Annotated in this window: 18 protein-coding genes; 10 read left to right on the top strand and 8 right to left on the bottom strand. The window is 44.0% G+C overall.

Annotated features, from left to right (window positions below; all coding sequences use genetic code 11):
- Positions 1 to 58: 58 nt before the first annotated feature.
- The 7 genes from R3O62_RS03650 (at position 59) to R3O62_RS03620 (ending at position 6,470) form a co-directional block, all read left to right on the top strand.
- On the top strand, positions 59 to 2,743 hold the full coding sequence (locus R3O62_RS03650) for a calcium-translocating P-type ATPase, PMCA-type (RefSeq protein ID WP_188521143.1): 2,685 nt from the start codon (positions 59 to 61) through the stop codon (positions 2,741 to 2,743).
- A gap of 72 nt (positions 2,744 to 2,815) precedes the next feature.
- On the top strand, positions 2,816 to 3,442 hold the full coding sequence (locus R3O62_RS03645; protein WP_005781993.1) for an HAD family hydrolase: 627 nt from the start codon (positions 2,816 to 2,818) through the stop codon (positions 3,440 to 3,442).
- 15 nt (positions 3,443 to 3,457) lie between these two features.
- Positions 3,458 to 4,399: a bifunctional riboflavin kinase/FAD synthetase gene (locus R3O62_RS03640; protein WP_269110307.1), complete on the top strand. Its 942-nt coding sequence runs from the start codon at positions 3,458 to 3,460 to the stop codon at positions 4,397 to 4,399.
- A gap of 194 nt (positions 4,400 to 4,593) precedes the next feature.
- On the top strand, positions 4,594 to 4,722 hold the full coding sequence (locus tag R3O62_RS03635; RefSeq protein ID WP_255504414.1) for a hypothetical protein: 129 nt from the start codon (positions 4,594 to 4,596) through the stop codon (positions 4,720 to 4,722).
- Positions 4,723 to 4,760: 38 nt separating this feature from the next.
- A complete protein-coding gene (locus R3O62_RS03630; RefSeq protein ID WP_032539177.1) occupies positions 4,761 to 5,549 on the top strand; it encodes a CPBP family intramembrane glutamic endopeptidase in 789 nt (262 codons plus the stop codon).
- A 35-nt stretch (positions 5,550 to 5,584) separates the two neighbouring features.
- On the top strand, positions 5,585 to 6,223 hold the full coding sequence (locus R3O62_RS03625; RefSeq protein WP_005781999.1) for a DUF2975 domain-containing protein: 639 nt from the start codon (positions 5,585 to 5,587) through the stop codon (positions 6,221 to 6,223).
- 28 nt (positions 6,224 to 6,251) lie between these two features.
- The gene (locus tag R3O62_RS03620) at positions 6,252 to 6,470 is read left to right on the top strand and encodes a helix-turn-helix domain-containing protein (protein ID WP_005782001.1); all 219 of its coding nucleotides are present in this window, start codon (positions 6,252 to 6,254) and stop codon (positions 6,468 to 6,470) included.
- Positions 6,471 to 6,523: 53 nt separating this feature from the next.
- Here R3O62_RS03620 and R3O62_RS03615 read toward each other — a convergent pair whose 3' ends face one another.
- The 4 genes from R3O62_RS03615 to R3O62_RS03600 are packed head-to-tail and all read right to left on the bottom strand — an operon-like array spanning position 6,524 to position 9,747.
- The gene (locus R3O62_RS03615; protein WP_005811607.1) at positions 6,524 to 6,952 is read right to left on the bottom strand and encodes a SufE family protein; all 429 of its coding nucleotides are present in this window, start codon (positions 6,950 to 6,952) and stop codon (positions 6,524 to 6,526) included.
- 9 nt (positions 6,953 to 6,961) lie between these two features.
- Complete coding sequence (locus R3O62_RS03610) at positions 6,962 to 7,966, bottom strand: M20 family metallopeptidase (protein ID WP_032538243.1); 1,005 nt, start codon at positions 7,964 to 7,966, stop codon at positions 6,962 to 6,964.
- 55 nt (positions 7,967 to 8,021) lie between these two features.
- Positions 8,022 to 8,936 (bottom strand): LD-carboxypeptidase, encoded by a 915-nt coding sequence (locus tag R3O62_RS03605; protein WP_317472877.1) that lies wholly within the window; start codon positions 8,934 to 8,936, stop codon positions 8,022 to 8,024.
- Positions 8,937 to 8,955: 19 nt separating this feature from the next.
- Positions 8,956 to 9,747, bottom strand: a complete 792-nt coding sequence (locus R3O62_RS03600; protein WP_317472876.1) for a glycoside hydrolase family 16 protein — start codon at positions 9,745 to 9,747, stop codon at positions 8,956 to 8,958.
- Between the two features lie 182 nt (positions 9,748 to 9,929).
- On the opposite strand from R3O62_RS03600, the gene R3O62_RS03595 reads away from it, so the two are divergent.
- Positions 9,930 to 10,871: a phosphate acyltransferase gene (locus R3O62_RS03595; RefSeq protein ID WP_317472875.1), complete on the top strand. Its 942-nt coding sequence runs from the start codon at positions 9,930 to 9,932 to the stop codon at positions 10,869 to 10,871.
- Positions 10,872 to 10,893: 22 nt separating this feature from the next.
- Positions 10,894 to 12,009, top strand: a complete 1,116-nt coding sequence (gene buk / locus R3O62_RS03590; protein WP_044299617.1) for a butyrate kinase — start codon at positions 10,894 to 10,896, stop codon at positions 12,007 to 12,009.
- A 100-nt stretch (positions 12,010 to 12,109) separates the two neighbouring features.
- Here the strand turns inward: buk and R3O62_RS03585 are convergent, their stop codons facing one another.
- Complete coding sequence (locus tag R3O62_RS03585) at positions 12,110 to 13,747, bottom strand: FISUMP domain-containing protein (protein WP_317472874.1); 1,638 nt, start codon at positions 13,745 to 13,747, stop codon at positions 12,110 to 12,112.
- Between the two features lie 136 nt (positions 13,748 to 13,883).
- On the opposite strand from R3O62_RS03585, the gene R3O62_RS03580 reads away from it, so the two are divergent.
- Positions 13,884 to 14,204 carry a hypothetical protein gene (locus R3O62_RS03580; protein WP_413958297.1) on the top strand — a complete coding sequence of 107 codons (321 nt, stop codon included), beginning with the start codon at positions 13,884 to 13,886 and terminating at the stop codon, positions 14,202 to 14,204.
- Positions 14,205 to 14,538: 334 nt separating this feature from the next.
- Here the strand turns inward: R3O62_RS03580 and R3O62_RS03575 are convergent, their stop codons facing one another.
- From R3O62_RS03575 to R3O62_RS03565, 3 genes are all read right to left on the bottom strand, one after another.
- A complete protein-coding gene (locus R3O62_RS03575; RefSeq protein ID WP_080714256.1) occupies positions 14,539 to 14,691 on the bottom strand; it encodes a hypothetical protein in 153 nt (50 codons plus the stop codon).
- A gap of 360 nt (positions 14,692 to 15,051) precedes the next feature.
- The gene (locus R3O62_RS03570) at positions 15,052 to 16,671 is read right to left on the bottom strand and encodes a hypothetical protein (RefSeq protein ID WP_234212739.1); all 1,620 of its coding nucleotides are present in this window, start codon (positions 16,669 to 16,671) and stop codon (positions 15,052 to 15,054) included.
- Between the two features lie 788 nt (positions 16,672 to 17,459).
- Entirely contained in the window at positions 17,460 to 19,079 is a 1,620-nt protein-coding gene (locus R3O62_RS03565) for a hypothetical protein (protein ID WP_033572567.1), read from the bottom strand.
- Positions 19,080 to 19,484 lie beyond the last annotated feature (405 nt).

Here is a 19,484-nt window from a genome sequence, read left to right as displayed (position 1 = left end):
ATTCTATACCGGATTTATGTTGTATTTTTGCAACCTCTAATTTAATGTATGTATCTGCATGACTGCAAAGAACGACGATTATTTTCATTTGGGCCTTACTGATCAAGAAGTCCTCCAAAGCCGGGAGAAACATGGTGTTAACCTGCTGACGCCACCCAAGCGTCCTTCTCTCCTCAAACTCTATCTGGAAAAATTTGAAGATCCTGTTGTACGGGTATTACTCGTTGCGGCTGTGTTCTCCCTTATCATCTCGATTATTGAGAATGAATATGCTGAAACCATCGGTATCATAGCTGCTATCCTGCTGGCAACCGGCATTGGTTTCTATTTTGAATATGATGCGAACAAAAAGTTTGATTTGCTGAATGCTGTCAATGAAGAGACTTTGGTAAAGGTGATTCGTAATGGGCGCATTCAGGAGATTCCCCGTAAGGATGTGGTAGTCGGTGATATTATGGTACTGGAAACTGGTGAGGAGATCCCTGCCGATGGAGAACTGATAGAAGCCATCTCCTTACAGGTGAATGAATCGAACCTGACCGGAGAGCCGGTAATTAATAAAACAACGGTAGAGGCGGATTTTGATGAAGAAGCTACGTATGCCTCCAATCTGGTGATGCGTGGCACGACTGTGGTCGACGGTCACGGATCGATGAAAGTACTTCGTGTGGGAGATGCCACGGAGATTGGGAAAGTGGCACGTCAGAGTACGGAGCAGAGCACGGAACCTACGCCCCTTAATATCCAGTTGACTAAGCTGGCTAACCTGATAGGTAAAATCGGTTTTACCGTAGCGGGGCTTGCTTTCCTTATTTTCTTTATAAAAGATGTAGTACTCTATTTTGATTTTGGAGCTTTGAATGGCTGGCATGACTGGTTGCCGGTGTTGGAGCGTACCCTGAAATACTTCATGATGGCAGTCACCTTGATTGTGGTCGCCGTCCCCGAAGGGTTACCTATGAGCGTAACGCTCAGTCTGGCCCTGAATATGCGCCGTATGCTTGCCACCAATAATCTGGTTCGTAAGATGCACGCTTGCGAAACGATGGGAGCCATTACCGTGATTTGTACAGATAAGACCGGTACGTTGACGCAGAACCTGATGCAGGTGCACGAGCCTAACTTCTATGGTTTGAAGGATGGCGGGAAGCTGGCAGATGACGATATCAGCAAATTGATAGCAGAGGGAATCAGTGCTAACTCGACTGCTTTTCTTGAAGAGACGGGAGAGGGAGAAAAGCCAAAAGGGGTGGGCAATCCCACTGAGGTTGCTTTGTTGTTGTGGCTGAACGGTCAGAACCGTAACTATCTTGAACTCAGAGAAAGGGCGCAGGTACTCGACCAATTGACGTTCTCTACCGAGCGTAAGTTTATGGCTACTTTGGTGAAGTCTCCGCTGATAGGCAAGAAAGTGCTATATATAAAAGGTGCGCCTGAGATTGTGCTTGGCAAATGCAAAGAGGTGATTCTTGACGGTCGTCGTGTGGATAGTGTGGAATACCGTTCCACTGTCGAAGCGCAGTTGCTGAGTTATCAGAATATGGCTATGCGTACACTTGGTTTTGCATTCCGCATAGTAGAGGACAACGAACCGGACGATTGTGTGGCCCTTGTGTCGGAAAACAACTTGAACTTCCTTGGTGTGGTTGCTATTTCCGATCCTATACGTCCCGATGTACCCGCAGCGGTGGCTAAGTGCCAGTCGGCAGGTATCGGTATTAAGATTGTTACCGGAGATACTCCGGGCACAGCAACTGAGATTGCACGCCAGATCGGATTGTGGAAACCGGAAGATACGGAGCGTAACCGTATAACGGGAGTTGCTTTCGCCGAACTGAGCGATGAAGAAGCCCTGAATAGAGTGATGGATCTGAAAATCATGTCCCGCGCCCGTCCTACCGACAAGCAGCGCCTGGTGCAGTTGCTCCAGCAGAAAGGAGCCGTAGTAGCTGTGACCGGTGACGGAACCAATGATGCCCCGGCACTTAATCATGCACAGGTGGGACTTTCAATGGGTACCGGAACTTCCGTAGCCAAAGAGGCCAGTGATATCACCTTACTCGATGATTCTTTCAACAGTATCGGAACCGCCGTGATGTGGGGGCGTTCGCTGTACAAGAACATCCAGCGTTTCATTGTATTCCAGTTGACCATTAACTTTGTGGCACTTCTCATCGTATTGCTCGGTTCTATTGTAGGAACGGAGTTGCCGCTGACTGTTACTCAAATGTTATGGGTAAACCTCATTATGGATACGTTTGCCGCATTAGCTCTGGCCTCTATTCCGCCAAGCGAAAGCGTTATGAATGATAAACCACGCCGTAGTACTGATTTTATTATCAGCAAAGCGATGCGGCAAAATATATTCGGTGTCGGTACAGTCTTTCTGGTGGTGCTGATGGCAATGATATATTACTTCACAAATGCCGATGGAGGAATGACGGTACAGCGGTTGACCGTTTTCTTCACCTTCTTTGTGATGCTCCAGTTCTGGAACCTGTTCAACGCCCGTGTGTTTGGCACTACCGACTCAGCATTCAAAGGTCTTGCGAAATCATACGGTATGGAGCTGATAGTACTGGCTATTCTGGGCGGACAGTTCCTCATTGTACAGTTCGGTGGGGCTGTATTCCGTACAGAGCCGCTTGACTGGCAAACATGGCTTATCATCATCGGTTCTTCCTCTCTCGTCTTATGGATTGGTGAACTGATCCGCTTTGTCAAACGTTTAACTCAGAAATGAAATAAGAGGGGTCTCACCCCATCCTTTCTCAAAGGAAGAGGGGATGGGGTGAGACCTTAAAACAATATAGAGATGAAAAGAAAAGGAATTAAAAACCTTATTTTTGATTTTGGTGGTGTATTGATCAATCTCGACCGTCAGCGTTGTGTGGAGAACTTCCGGAAGTTGGGATTAGAGAAAGTAGACGAATTGTTAGGTATGTATTCTCAGCAAGGGATCTTTATGCAGCATGAAAAAGGATTGATCTCGTCGGCTGAATTTCGTGAGAATATCCGTGGGCTGCTCACAAAAAAAGTGACTGACGAGCAAATCGATGCTGCCTGGAATAGTTTTCTGGTAGATATCCCTCGCTTTAAACTCGACATGTTGCTGAAGCTCCGCGAAAAATATGTGGTCTATCTGCTGAGCAATACCAACGAGATACATTGGAAGTGGGCATGCGAGCACGCATTTCCGTATCGGGGCTTCCGTGTGGAAGACTATTTTGAGAAGATGTACCTTTCGTATGAAATGAAAATGGTGAAGCCTGCCGAAGAGATTTTCCGGGGGGTACTTGAAGACGCAAACCTTGATCCGCACGAAACTTTTTTCATTGATGACTCCGAGGCCAACTGCCAGGGAGCCCAGGCATTGGGTATCTCTACTTATACGGTAAAACCCGGTGAAGACTGGAGGCCACTTTTTGCCGGAGATAAATAATTTAGAAGACATAGCATGCAGATAATCCATAATATACCGGCATTTACACCCGAACCTTGTGTAGCTACCATCGGCTTTTTCGACGGAGTACATACAGGGCATCGTTTCCTGATCAAGCAAGTCAGAGAGCTGGCTGCCGCTCGTGGATTGCGCTCTGCATTAATTACCTTCCCTGTTCATCCCCGTAAGGTGATGAAAGCGGATTATCGTCCGGAACTGCTGACTACTCCGGAAGAAAAGCGGACACTGCTCGAGGAAACAGGGGTGGACTATTGTTTCATGCTTGACTTTACGCAGGAAGTATCGCGCCTGACTGCCCGTGAGTTTATGTCTGATCTTTTAAGAGACCGTTATCGGGTGCAGACACTCGTCATCGGCTATGACCATCGCTTTGGGCACAACCGTAGTGAAGGTTTCGAAGACTATTGCCGTTATGGCTCCGAGATGGGCATAGAGGTAATTCGCGCCCGTGCCTGTGTGTGTGATGATCTTCATGTAAGCTCTTCCGTCATTCGCAAGATGCTGCATCAGGGTGAAGTCGATATGGCGTCCCGTTGTCTGGGTTACGACTATTTTCTGGATGGTACGGTGGTGAGTGGCTATCAAGTGGGACGTAAGATCGGATTTCCTACAGCCAACCTCAGTGTGGATGATCCTGATAAGTTGATTCCTGCCGATGGTGTTTATGCGGTTCATGTCACATTCGATGGGCGTACCTATAACGGTATGTTGAATATCGGTACCCGCCCCACGATAGGAAATGGTCCCGAGCGTTCGATAGAAGTGAACATCCTTCATTTTCATTCAAATATTTACGATAAGTTTATCCGTATTTCTTTTGTGAAGTATCTCCGTCCGGAACTGAAGTTCGATGGGATTGACGGGCTGATAGCTCAACTTCATCGGGATGCGGCCGACGTAGAAGTTCTTTTGGGGAATAAGCAAAATGTCAATTGACATTTTGTATTTTCTGTTTGCCCCTGAGTGAGCTATATGCGCCCCTCTTAATATCGAAAAACATGCTATATTTATTGTTTATCGATAAATAATTGTCGGATTTCTTGTTTAAGTGGAAATTAATATCAATCTTTGCATATCGAAAAACGATAAATTATTATTGAATAACATAACGAATCTCCAAAGTCAATCTTATGAGAAAGTCATTGATGAGCATTACGATGTTGGTAGTATCCATCTCTATGTTAGCTTTGTTTGTGTGTAGCTCTGTTTTGCACGGACATGGTACAAATCACCCTGCTACTGAAACGGTAGTCAATTAAAACCGTTATCTTTGTACATATTTAAAACAGAGAACCGAATGAAAACAGCGATCAAATTAATTCTTATTTATCTGGGGATCCAGCTTGTCTGTGGTGGGCTGATAGGTATTCCTTTTACTGTTGTTGCCCGTATGAATGGTGGGAATATGGATGCCACCCGGATTTCGGAGTTGACACTGGCTCCTTCGATGTTACTTTCCATGGCAGTGATGTTTTTTTATTTATGGAAAGCCCGGTACATACCTAAGGATAAAATGAGCTGGTCATTCGTTTCGTTACCGTTTCTTGCGGTCACTTTTCTGATAGGCTTGTCGATGACTGTTCTGATGGACTTGTTAACTGCTGTTTTATCTTGGGTGCCTGATGTTCTGGAACAACAGTTTAATGCTTTACAGTCCGGTTGGTTGGGAATTGTGGCCATCACGTTGTTGGGACCGGTTCTTGAGGAACTTTTGTTCCGTGGTGGTGTCACTAAGGCGTTGCTTGAACGATATTCTCCCCGGAAAGCGATTTTTCTTTCCGCACTTCTTTTCGGAATATTCCATTTGAATCCGGCTCAGGTAGTTGCCGCCTTCTTCGGAGGACTTCTGTTGGCGTGGGTTTATTACCGGACGCGGAGCCTGATCCCCTGTATCCTGATACACATTGTGAATAACAGCCTTTCTGTGATATTGAGCCTGACCTATCCCGATGCGGATACGATTAGCGATGTGACCGATACTACATCTTATTACATACTGATAGCTGTGGCCGCTATGCTGTTCGTTGGCTGCTTCCTACGGATAAAGCAGGTTACGATTCCGGGAGTGTGGAGAAAGAGTGAGTGAAACTGAACTATGAAGATTGAAAAACAAGTCATAATATGAAAAGAAGATTGAACATACTATGTTTACTGGTATTTCTGGTATTCTGTTATTCGGTATTCAACATGGGGCGTGATTTCGGTCATGGCTTTTCCGAGGGCATGAAGATAAGCCATTCCGGCAATGAAAGTGTGGAACAGGCTATTAACCTTCGCATTGCTACGTTGATGCCCGAAGATTTTTCGTCGTTTAAAGATTCTGTTTACAATGAACGGACCCAATCTTATGTGCCTGTTGCTTACACACAGTTGATCACGAATGTAAAAGTGGACAGGAGCACCTGGCTGATGGTTGCGCAAGTGCTCTCCGGGCTTCTTGCCATTTTGGCCGTAATAGCATCTACGGTGCTGTTTGTGCAGTTGATTGTATCTATCAATAAATCGGATATTTTTAATTGGAAGAATGTTCGTAGGTTACGTTGGTTGGGAGTCACCCTGTTGCTGAGTTTTATTAGTGAAGCGGTGCCGGCTTTGATGAATGATTATGAACTGTCCTCAGTCTTTTCATTATCCGGCTACTCTATGGAGACAAGTATTGACTCTGTGATGCTGGTCATTTTAGGACTGGTTTCGCTGATTGTAGGCGAAGTATTCGCCATCGGGTTAAAGATGAAAGAGGAGCAAGACCTTACTATCTGAATCCGGACACTGAAAAATTAATGGAATTATGGCTATAATAGTAAACCTTGACATTATGATGGCCCGAAGAAAGATATCTTTGGGGGAGTTGGCGGAGAAGATAGACATTACACCTGCCAACCTTTCTATCCTGAAAACGGGAAAGGCCAAAGCGATTCGTTTTTCTACCCTTGAGGCAATCTGCAAAGTACTCGATTGCCAACCGGGGGATATTCTGGAATATCAAGTGGATGAAAAAGATCCTTGATTTGCCACAGCGGATTTTCTGTGTGTCCACTGTGGCGATATAGAATGAGGAGATTAACCTTTTGTCCCTTTGGCTTTGAATGCCAATGCGTACATTCGCATTTGTTTTACCATTGATAGCAGACCGTTGCTGCGGGTGGGCGATAAATGATCTTTCAGCCCGATGCGGTCGATGAAGTAAAGTTCCGAATTCAGAATCTCGTCCGGTGTATGTCCCGAAACAACTTTTATCAGCAGGGCGATAATACCTTTTACGATCAGTGCATCACTTTCTGCTTTGAAGATTACCTTTCCATCTACCTCGTCTGCCTGAAGCCACACACGGCTCTGGCAACCTTCAATCAAATTCTGTTCCGTTTTATATTTCTCGTCAAGCGGTTCCTGTTCGTTTCCTAAATCGATAAGCAACTGGTAGCGGTCCATCCAGTCGTCAAAGTCACTGAACTCGGCAATGACTTCGTCTTGTAATTCGTTGATTGTCATATTGAATAATTATTTCTCGTTATAGATAACTTCCAGTACGGTCTGGCCCACGGCTTTGAGTGTCGATTTGTCGATAACATCCATGTTGTCGTTTACGGTATGCCAAGTCGGTCCGAAGCTGGACAGTTCACAATTTTCGTCATTCGGAATGATGTCGATAGTCGGGATACCGGCCAGCCGATTGATAAACAGATGGTCGTCAGTGATCTGCCCACCTGTTTCGTTAATAAAGTAACGTCCGTAACCAGCGTCGTTAGCCTTCTTCCATACCTTTTTGTTGATTCCACGGGCAAACTTCTCCGAGTACACCTCCTTAAAGAAAGTGGCATCTTTGCCGCCTACCATATCGAGCAAGATACCGAAACGGGCATTATAGCCTTCCACATGCGGATTGCGTGCCCAATATTGTGCACCGAGACACCATTGCTCCTCTAAATGCTCTCCTTTATAGAATTGGGGAGCGCCATAATCTTCTGCGTCCAAAAAGATAATATCGATTCCCAGTTCCGGTTGCTGCTGATTGATCAGTCGGGCTATTTCAAGCAACACGCCCACACCGCTCGCCCCGTCGTTGGCACCTAATATCGGTGTGTGGTGATTCTTCTCGTTGGGATCATTGTCTGCCCACGGACGTGTATCCCAGTGTGCAAAAAGGGCAATGCGTTTTTTGCTTTCGGGCTTGAATGAACCGATGATATTGCGTGCTTTCAGCAGCGTGCCGTCATAGGCGGGCAGTTCCACATTCTGGTTAGTCACTTTGGCCCCATGTTCTGCCAGCTTAGCAGCCAGATATTCTCCACATGCTGCATGTCCTTTACTGTTCGGATTGCGAGGGCCGAAGTCCACTTGTGCCTGTATGTATTTATAGGCGCTGTCTGCATCGAATTGTGGTGCTTTCACGGTTATATTCTTTTCAGGCTCCTGAACTGAATTGGTTTTGTTGTTGTTCGTTCCGCAAGAAAAGGCGGATAACAAAATAAAAGCTGTCAGTAATAGCATAGAATTTCTTTTCATAATTATGCTTTTGGGGTTAAGGCCTCAAAATTAGTCATTTTCGCAGTAGGGTAGGTCAGATAGGAGGGTTTATTAACAATTCTACTCCTTTCTTTCCGGATATAAGTTCTACTTCCGCCCCATTGATCAGTGGCAGATTTTCCGTTACATGCCCTACGGGGAAATCAAAGCAGATCGGATAATTATACTCTTCTACCAGATCGAAGAGTGCACCATAAAGGTCTTTCTTTATGGCACGATCTTCTTCGTATTCGGTAAACTGTCCGATGATGAGGCCTGACAACTTCTCAAGTACGCCCCCTAATTTCAGGTTATACATCATGCGCTCAATGGCATAAGGACGTTCGCCCACGTCCTCGATAAACAGGATTGTCCCTTCGGGAGGTATGTCGTATGGAGTTCCCCGAAGGCCGTGGAATACTGCCATATTGCCACCACGCAGAATACCCTTGGCTGTGCCGAGTCGGTTCAACTTGTGACGCTTACATTTATAGGCAGGCAGTTTACCGAAAAGTATATCCCTCAGGTACAGTGAACACGGATCGTCGGCCGCTTCTACTGCGAGATGGCGTGCCATAGGAGCATGTAACGAAGCAAACCCGTTGTACTGAAACAGATTATGGAGCACTGTGATATCACTGAATCCGATTATCCACTTCGGGTGTTCGCGGAAACGGGTGAAGTCGAGCCGTTCAATAAGATGAACCGCTCCGTAGCCGCCACGGCTACATAAAATCGCCTTAATTTCTTTGTCATCCATTGCTGTCTGAAAGTCCGAAGCGCGCTGCCGGATGGTGCCGGCATAGCATCCCCAGGAGCTACGGACGTGTTTCCCCATTTCAGGGACCAGTCCCCAAGACGCCAGTTGCGCCTTGGCACCTCTCAGAAACATATTGTCTATCTTGCCCGAAGGCGATACGATGGCAACTTTATCGCCTTCGTGCAGGAATGGGGGGAATTGTATCTTCATTCAGTGAATTTGTTTTAGTTTATTTCTTCTGGTAGAATTTTACCCAGTCTACATGCATTTCCACAGGAAGTTCTTTCGGGTCTACAGCTCCTACCCACGAGCCACCCAGTTGCATGTCGATCAGCAGATAGAAAGGCTGATCGAAAGGAAATTGCCCTTCTTTGTCTGTTTCGATGCGGGGATAGGTGAAAGTATGCGTATCATTGATATAGAATGCAATGCTGTCCGGATACATTTCTACCGAATATACATTGTAGTCATCGGGATTGATCGTACCTACGGAATGTGACAACGGATTGTCTTTGATGCCCAGATTGTATGTATAGTTGGTATGTATAGTCTGGTAAGCGATTGTGTCGTGATTCAGACGTTCCATAATATCGATTTCTCCACCCATCGGCCAGGGAGCATCTACCGGAAGCATCCAGATAGCCGGCCATTCGCCGCATGCACCGTTCAGCTTGGCACGTATCTCCAGGCGACCGTTGCTGAATGCCTTTTTCCCTTTGGTATAAATCCCTCCGGTCAGATAGGGTGCTGTGTCATTGGGCTGGCTGTAATTGATGATACCCCGCAGCACCATATTGCCGTCACGCATATCGAAACAAGAGTCGAAGTCTGTCATATAGTTATTCCAGTCCGATTTGCCACGTGGTATTTTGCTCCATACCTGTGGGTCAAAGCCTGTTTTTTGGTCGAAATTATCTTCCCAAACCAATGTCCACTGGTCAGACGAATGACGTTGGCACGATGAAAAGCCTGAACTGATACACAGCAGGCAGAAAAGAGCGAGAAAAGTTTTTGTTTTCATGGTTCTGTTTGATTATAGGTGTTTAACAGGATACAAATTTACATTAAAAAACGAAATTACCTGCATCCGTAGAAATGAAAGCGTTGTATAATATCAAAATGTTATCCGGTTTACCCATTTTTTCAGTATACCATGATGTACTTCTCGATCCTTTTTCTGATATTTGCTAAAAATCTAACGTTATGGAACCTATTAGAAACTTCGACCAACTGACAGAACACCTAAAAACCTTAAACCGACGGAAACGGATTGCCGTTGTCTGTGCCAATGATCCGAATACAGAATATGCCATTGCCCGTGCACTTGACGAGGGTATTGCAGAATTTCTGATGATTGGTGACTCAGCCATCCTCCAAAAGTATCCTACCTTGCAAAAGTATCCGGATTATGTGAAGACCATCCATATCGAAGATCCCGATGAGGCAGCGCGTGAAGCGGTCCGGATTGTCCGGGAAGGGGGGGCCGACATTTTGATGAAAGGGATTATTAATACTGACAACCTGCTTCATGCTATTCTTGACAAGGAGAAAGGGCTACTACCCAAAGGAAAGATCCTGACTCACTTGGCTGTAATGCAGATTCCGACGTATGATAAATTACTGTTCTTTTCGGATGCGGCTGTTATTCCCCGGCCCACTTTACAACAACGTATTGAGATGGTTTGGTATGCCATCTGTACCTGCCGGAGGTTTGGGATAGAACAGCCGCGCATCTCTTTGATTCATTGTACGGAGAAGGTAAGTGCCAAGTTCCCCCATTCTCTTGATTATGTTAATATCGTGGAGTTGGCCGAAGCCGGAGAGTTTGGCAATGTTATTATTGATGGCCCGTTGGATGTTCGTACTTCCTGCGAGCAGGCCAGCGGGGATATTAAAGGAATTGTATCGCCTATCAACGGGCAGGCAGATGTATTGATATTCCCTAATATCGAGTCGGCCAATGCTTTTTATAAGTCTGTTTCATTATTTGCCAAGGCCGATATGGCAGGATTGCTGCAAGGCCCCATTTGTCCGGTGGTGCTACCGTCACGTAGTGATTCCGGACTTTCCAAGTATTATAGCATTACGATGGCATGCCTGACGGCTTCTACCCGGTCGGCAGAGGGAGGAAGATGCTCCGAATGATGATCATAATTAAACTAAGAATATGGATAAACTGAATGCAATCCCCACTTCCCCTTCTGCAAGGAATGGACGGAGTGAAAGGGTCCTTGTTATCAATCCCGGTTCCACTTCAACAAAGATTGCCGTTTATGAAGACGAAACTCCTTTGTTGGTACGCAACATCCGCCATACAGTAGAAGAGTTGTCTGCCTTCCCCCAGGTGATCGACCAGTTTGAGTTTCGTAAATCACTTGTCCTCCGGGAGTTGGAGGCAAATGACATTCCTTTCCGGTTCGATGCTGTCATTGGACGCGGAGGTCTGGTGAAGCCTATTCCCGGTGGAGTTTATGAGGTTAACGAAGCCATGAAGCGGGATACTCTCCATGCCATGCGTACGCATGCCTGCAATCTGGGCGGTTTGATAGCCGATGAATTGGCCGCAGCTTTACCCGGGTGCCGGGCGTTTATTGCAGATCCAGGTGTGGTGGACGAACTGGAAGAGGTTGCCCGCATTACCGGTTCGCCCTTGATGCCGCGTATCACTATCTGGCATGCACTGAATCAGAAAGCTATTGCCCGTCGTTATGCTGCCGAACATGGCACTCATTATGAAGATCTTGATTTGATTGTCTGCCATTTGGGAGGAGGCATTTCCGTTGCGGTCCATCGTCATGGGCGTGCAGTCGATGCCAATAATGCACTGGATGGAGAAGGTCCTTTCTCACCCGAAAGAGCCGGAACTCTTCCCGCCGGACAACTGATAGACCTCTGTTTCAGCGGGAAATTCACCAAAGATGAATTGAAGAAACGAATTTCGGGCCGTGCCGGGCTTACCGCCCATTTGGGAACTACTGATATTCCTGCCGTTATTCAGTCCATTGAGGCAGGTGATGATCATGCCCGGTTGGTGCTCGATGCCATGATCTACAATGTGGCTAAAAGTATCGGTGCTGCCTCTACTGTTTTGTATGGAAAGGTAGACGCCATCCTGCTGACCGGAGGCATTGCCTATTCTGATTACGTAATTTCCCGTTTAAGGGAACGTATCTCTTTTCTTGCTCCTGTCTTCGTGTATCCGGGAGAAGATGAGATGGAGGCTTTGGCATTGAATGCTTTGGGTGCTTTAAGGGGAGAACTTCCGGTACAGGTTTATCAGTGATGGGCGGAGCTTGATGTAGTATAGGTGTTTGTGCAGAGCCAGAAAGCCCGTTCTTTAAAGTGTCAGGCTCACTGGCTTCTGGTCCCATTTGGTAAACTCACTAAAGATTGCGAACACATCGGACAGAAACACCGGACTGCCTGTTACCGTTACCGTCTACGAAGACGTCATTATTGCGGATGTAAAGACCGTAGCCTGAATTGCCGTTGAGGTCACTACTCCAGTAGTAGCTGCCTGTGCCATCGGTATAAGTGGTAGCAGCAGTACCACTACCTTTGTTGCCGTCTCGCCAGCCTGCAGCAGGCAAAAATAGACCGATCGAGCTATTCATAAACCACATACCTTGGGTACCGTTATACTTTACCAATTGCTTGTTACTACAGCGGGAGAGACTTGTGAATTCATTTCTTGTTGGAGTACGCCAACCGCTACCGTATTTACTTTCGTCAAGACGTGTACAAGGATCGACAGCACCATAACCTGTATAACCGGATGATACGTATACATTCTTCCATATATAATAGTAACCGTAATCGGTAGTAGAAGAAGCCCATGTCAGATTGTAGTTGCTTTGGGAATTGAGATTACCTTCAGCCCATCGGAGTTTTGATAAGATGGTCTTATCGTTTGCTGTACACCCATTTTGTGTGAGATTAATATCACCGTAGGGTACATTAATTCCGATGGCTTTCTTAAACTGTATTTTCATCGTATAGCTTTTTCCCTCTTTCAGTTGCACGCTTTGGGTGGAGGTGATTTCCGTATTGTTGGGCACGGTCCGTCCGTTTATTGTCAACGTATTGAAATGCACTGTAATGGTCCTGGCCCCTGCAAACGGAACCATGCGTATGGTTGTACTCAGGGTCGTGTTCGGACTGAATGCCGCCGTATTATTCGTGTTGGCGGCTACCACATTGGTCGAAGGACCGATCTTCCACGATGTGGAATTTCCCCCTTGCTTTACGTATACACCCGTGCAATTGCTGATCGTATTGCTTGGAAATCCGGTAGGACTGATGGTAATCGTCAATTTACATAGCTTCTGGCCGAAGCTCACCGGAAGAAGATTGTGGCTGAGGCTGTTTACATTCGTTATATCTCCGGAATCGAAGGTCATGAAGTCCTTGTTCATGTTAGGGATAGATACTGTGCTGCTGTTGTAGGCATACGTGGAAGGTATAGTTCCCAAGTCGGCAGCGGCAGTGGTATTAAAAGAGTAGCCCACCACGCGTATCGTTCCCGAGCGTGTTAGCAATTTCCCCTGTTTGAGTACAGGAGTGCCCGTACCATTTGAGGTGTAATCGGCCGCCGACTGGAAGACATAGTTGTTTCCGGACTTCCGGAAAACAATCAGCCGGAAATAAACTCCCACAGGCACTGTTGCCGCACGGGTATTTACCTGGGGGAGGATATCTTCCGTCAGTTCCATCGAGGCTATCCGGGGACCTTCATAGTCCGGTTGCTCTCCTGTACGTGTGGGGGAGAAAGCTTTTACCCCCACCCATTCGGCGATCAAGGGAGGATGGCTACGGGTCGAAGCGTCGTTAAAAGAGGAAGAATGATAGTCGTTGTTACTTGCCAGACTGATATGGATGGGGATTAGCTCGTCGGCAGTATCCCCGCTGTCAGCAGACAGGGGAGTCATTCTGTCATCTTCTGCACATCCTGTTATCGAAAGGCACAAACACAGCCATAAGGCTTTACCGAGACACTCTCGCGTAATAAAAGTTCTATTCATATACTAAGATATTAAAGTGAATAATCGTATCAAAGACACATTGCGGACTTATACATTCTCGTATAGGTCCGGAAAGGCTGTTTGATACCACTTTTATTATGCGTAAGTTTGTGTATTACAATCAGATATAACGGTCTTGGATACACAATGGTGTTTCAAAAAACGTTCGTCTGATGCAACAAAGATAAACCTCTTTTTTTATTCATGCAAATCTTTTTACATTGTTTTAATTATCAGCGATTTATCTACCCCCCTTGCATCCAGTGCAGAGGGTAAAAATGGTGTTTCAAAAAACGAACGTCCTTTGAAACATGATATTACATATAAGGTGTTTATTATCAGAGGAGTGATGTTTCCTTTAGTTGAATTTTTGTGCTTGCTTTTTAGGGACTGTTGTCACTGGAGTATTTTAGATTTCCCTTCAAGCGGTGCGCTTGGAATTTTGTTGGAGGAATGATTAAAGTTATAATGAGGCAACTGATTCGAAATAAATTAGTTGCCTCGCGCCTTTTGATTTATGCAATATCTTTGAAAATATTAGACTGTGGATTGTCAATAATATCTCTGTTGTTAGTCGTAAGAGTTTCGATAGTGGTGTTTTGCTTGGTGTTATGAAGAGCCGTTTTTGGTACATATTTGGCTTGTTTCTTCATTTCATTCATCGCATCAACCAAAGTTAGATTTCCGGCACTTTTCAGGATTAAGATTTTGCTTTTTTATTTTCAGTAGTGTTATTGATCAGCCAACCTTAAAGTTCTGTTGGTTCTTCTTCAAATTTGGTGGTGAATTCTTTATTTCTTTATTTTCAAGTTGATAATTGTCCTTTTTGCTTGCTTTAATAAGAAAAACCAGACACCGGCTGAATAAGATAACTCAAGTTTCGGAAGTGAATTTGCACCGTCCGGACCGGTATCTTCATCCTTATACCTTTCTTCAATTAACATTGTTAACGCCTTTTGCAGTTCGTCAGGTTCTTATGCGCAAATAATAAGGCTTTTGCATTTAAAGAACTTGTTATTCACATCCAAAGAACAAGCTTTAACTCTGTGTTAAAACAAAGCTTTTGAGGATAGAAATCTTACTCTTTAAAGATATTGATTTTCAGATGGTTTATTCTAAAATTCGCTTCTTCACCTCATGGATGGACTCTTCGGGGGAAAGCCGGGATACCTGCTTTTTTGTCAACTATAAACGAGGGCTTACACTTCCGAAAACTGAATTAGATTCCATGAGTAAAAGAAAACTTACCACCAAATTTGACGAAGAACCGTTCTGTTTTCATTCTTTTTGTTTAAAGGTAAATATTATAGTTTGGGCCCTTTGACACAACGAACTGGGTATACTATTCTCTTTTGTGTGCTATTGACATCGGCTTTACCTTCCCCTGGAGCTATATTCAATCTATAACAATCATTAGCATTAATTGATTCATCTGTAAAATAGTCACCATAAGTTCCTGGCCAGTGCTCCGCTTCCGTTCCTGGACTATTATCACGCCAACCACTTAATGGCAGGAAAATACCGGTTGTAGCATTTAGGAACCACACACCATTCACTCCATTGGAGACTTTTTTCACATTTGTACATCTTGTCAGTCTTTCAAATTCATTGCGTGTAGGTAGCCGCCAATCATTTCCATAAGTTGTGGGATTCAGTCTGGCACACGGATCAATGTTGTTTCCATTATAGTCTTTTTTCCATTGATAATAATAGCCATATTCTCTATTGGTTGCCCACACATAATTGTTGCTTGCACCGGTACTTTTTAAATTGCCGTCAGCAAATACCAATTTTGATAACTTTTGCTTATCGTCATTGGTACATGCTTTTTTCGGATTGCTTAGATTTATGCTGCCTGCCGGAACGTTTATTCCGGGGCTTCTCTTAAACTGTATTTTCATTGTATAGCTCATACCCTCTTTCAATTGGACACTTTGGTTTGAGGTAATGTCTATATTATCCGCATTATTAGCAATTATATTTCCTACTGTCAGTTTGTCGAAGTGTACTGTTATTGTCCTGGCACTTGCGAAGGGAACCATTCGTATAGTGGTAGTCAGGTTGGTGTTTGGGTTGAATGAAGCTGTGTTGTTGGTATTAGCAGCCACTGCTGAACTTCCAATCACCCACGAGGTTGAATTACCTCCCTGCTTTACGTATACTCCTGTACATCCGCTGATGGTATTACTTGTGAAGCCTGTAACACTAATGCTTATTGTCAGTTTGCACAGTTTCTGTTTGAATGTTACCGGAAGGTTATAGTTAAGACTGTTTACATTGGCTATGTCTCCTGAATCATAAGTCATAAAGTCATTATTCATGTTTGAAATGTCTATTTTGGTGGTATTATAGGTATATGATGCCGGGATATCGCCCAATGCCGCAGTTGTATTGAATGAGTAGCCGATTACCCGTATCGTTCCTGACCGTGTGAGTAGTTTACCCTGCTTCAGTACAGGCGAGGAAGTACCATTTGATGTATAGTCAGCGGCTGATTGGAATACGTAATTGCTCCCTGATTTCCGGAAAACGATCAGACGAAAGTAAACACCTGTAGATAGATTGTTTGCACGGGTAGTTAGGGTGGAAAGGGTATCTTCCGTCAGTTCCATGGATGCGATTCTGGGACCACTATATTCCGGGGATTCTTTTGTGCGGGTATGGCTTAGAGTTTTTACCCCTGTCCATTCGGCAATCAGAGGAGCATTATGACGGGGGGGCATAGTATTGTCCGGAGAGTAAGCATTGTACTCACCATTTTCAGCCATACTGATGTTAATAGGTATTACAATGCCGGAATCCTTATCTTTTTCCTGAAGAAATGGATACTTCTCTTCTTGGGTGCATCCACTGACCCAGAAGCTGGATGCTGTCATTACCGCGATCCATAAGAGGTGTGCTCGCATAATAAAAAGTTTGTTCATTCTAAATTTGTTTAGTGAATAATCAGATCAAAAATCTCTCGCCCGGCTTATACATGTGTGTATAAGTCGGTAAAGACTGTCTGATACAACTTTTATTATGCGTAAGTTTGTGTATTGCAATCAGATATAACGTCTTGGAAAATACACTCGGTGTTTCAAAAAACGTACGTCTGATGCAACAAAGATAAACCTCTTTTTTCATTTGTGCAAATATATTCTATCAATTTAATTATCAATTGTTTATCTATTTCCTTTGTCTTCAGTACAGAGAACAAAAATCATGTTTCAAAAAACGTACGTCCTTTGAAACATGATGTTACATATAAGGTGTTTATTATCAGAGGAATGATGTTTCCTTTAGTTCAATTTTTGTGCTTACTTTTTAGGGACTGTTGTCACTGGAGTATTTTAGATTTCCCTTCAAGCGGTGCGCTTGGAATTTTGTTGGAGGAATGATTAAAGTTATAATGAGGCAACTGATTCATTCCGAATCGGTTGCCTCGCACCTTTTGATTTATGCAATATCTTTGAGAATATTAGACTGTGGATTGTCAATAATATCTCTGTTTTTAGTCGTAAGAGTTTCGATAGTGGTGTTTTGCCTGGTGCTATGAAGAGCCGTTTTTGGTACATATTTGGCTTGTTTCTTCATTTCATTCATCGCATCAACCAGATTTAGATTTCCGGCACTTTTCAGGATTAAGATTTTGCTTTTTTATTTTCAGTAGTGTTATTGATCAGCCAACCTTAAAGTTCTGTTTTCATTCTTTTTTGTTTAAAGGTAAATATTATAGTTTGGGCCCTTTGACACAACGAGTTGTGTATGCCATTCTCTTCGGTGTGCTATTGACATCGGCTTTACCTTCCCCTGGAGATATATCTATTCTATAACAATCATTAGTATTAATTGATTCATCCGTAAAATAGTTACCGTATGTTCCTGGCCATTCGTCTGCTGCCGTTCCTGAACTATTATTACGCCAACCACCTAACGGTAGGAAAATACCGGTTGTAGCATTAAGGAACCATATCCCATTCACTCCATTAGAGACTTTTTTCACATTTGTACATCTCCCTAACCTTTCCATTTCATTGCGTGTAGGTAGCCGCCAATCATTTCCATAAGTTGTGGGATTCAGTCTGGCACACGGATCAATGTTGTTTCCATTATAGTCTTTTTTCCATTGATAATAATAGCCATATTCTCTATTGGTTGCCCACACATAATTGTTGCTTGCACCGGTACTTTTTAAATTGCCGTCAGCAAATACCAATTTTGATAACTTTTGCTTATCGTCATTGGTACATGCTTTTTTCGGATTGCTCAGATTGATGCTACCTGCCGGAACGTTTATTCCGGGGCTTCTCTTAAACTGTATTTTCATTGTATAGCTCATACCCTCTTTCAATTGGACACTTTGGTTTGAGGTAATGTCTATATTATCCGCATTATTGGAAATTATATTTCCTACTGTCAGTTTGTCGAAGTGTACTGTTATTGTCCTGGCACTTGCGAAGGGAACCATTCGTATAGTGGTAGCCAGGTTGGTGTTTGGGTTGAATGAAGCTGTGTTGTTGGTATTAGCAGCCACTGCCGAACTTCCAATCACCCACGAGGTTGAATTACCTCCCTGCTTTACGTATACTCCTGTACACCCGCTTATGGTATTACTTGTGAAGCCTGTAACACTAATGCTTATTGTCAGTTTGCACAGTTTCTGTTTGAATGTTACCGGAAGGTTATAGTTAAGACTGTTTACATTGGCTATGTCTCCTGAATCATAAGTCATAAAGTCATTATTCATGTTTGAAATGTCTATTTTGGTGGTATTATAGGTATATGATGCCGGGATATCGCCCAATGCCGCAGTTGTATTGAATGAGTAGCCGATTACCCGTATCGTTCCTGACCGTGTGAGTAGTTTACCCTGCTTCAGTACAGGCGAGGAAGTACCATTTGATGTATAGTCAGCGGCTGATTGGAATACGTAGTTGCTCCCTGATTTCCGGAAAACGATCAGACGAAAGTAAACACCTGTAGATAGATTGTTTGCACGGGTAGTTAGGGTGGAAAGGGTATCTTCCGTCAGTTCCATGGATGCGATTCTGGGACCACTATATTCCGGGGATTCTTTTGTGCGGGTATGGCTTAGAGTTTTTACCCCTGTCCATTCGGCAATCAGAGGAGCATTATGACGGGGGGGCATAGTATTGTCTGGAGAGTAAGCATTGTACTCACCATTTTCAGCGATACTGATGTTAATAGGTATTACAATGCCGGAATCCTTATCTTTTTCCTGAAGAAATGGATACTTCTCCTCTTGGGTGCATCCACTGACCCAGAAGCTGGATGCTGTCATTACCGCGATCCATAAGAGGTGTGCTCGCATAATAAAAAGTTTGTTCATTCTAAATTTGTTTAGTGAATAATCAGATCAAAAATCTCTCGCCCGGCTTATACATGTGTGTATAAGTCGGTAAAGACTGTCTGATACAACTTTTATTATGCGTAAGTTTGTGTATTGCAATTAGATATAACGTCTTGGAAAATACAATCGTGTTTCAAAAGACGTTCGTTTTATGGAACACGATTTTTGCTTCCTACACAGAATGTAAGAGAGAGAGATAAAAGATTGATAATTAAAACAATGTGGAAATATTTGCACAGATGAAAAACACACCTTATCTTTGTTCCATAAAACGAACGTCTTTTGAAACACTCTATGATGGGTAATATGTTTGTTATTAATCTATTATAGACTTATTGTTTAGGTTTTCGGGGATTTTTTCTATTGATTTTATTTTTAATAGAA

The organism is Bacteroides hominis (assembly GCF_033042785.2).
GTDB classification, from domain to species: Bacteria; Bacteroidota; Bacteroidia; order Bacteroidales; family Bacteroidaceae; genus Bacteroides; species Bacteroides hominis.
Note: the sequence above shows the minus strand (reverse complement) of the source record. Positions and strands in the feature narration are given on the sequence as shown.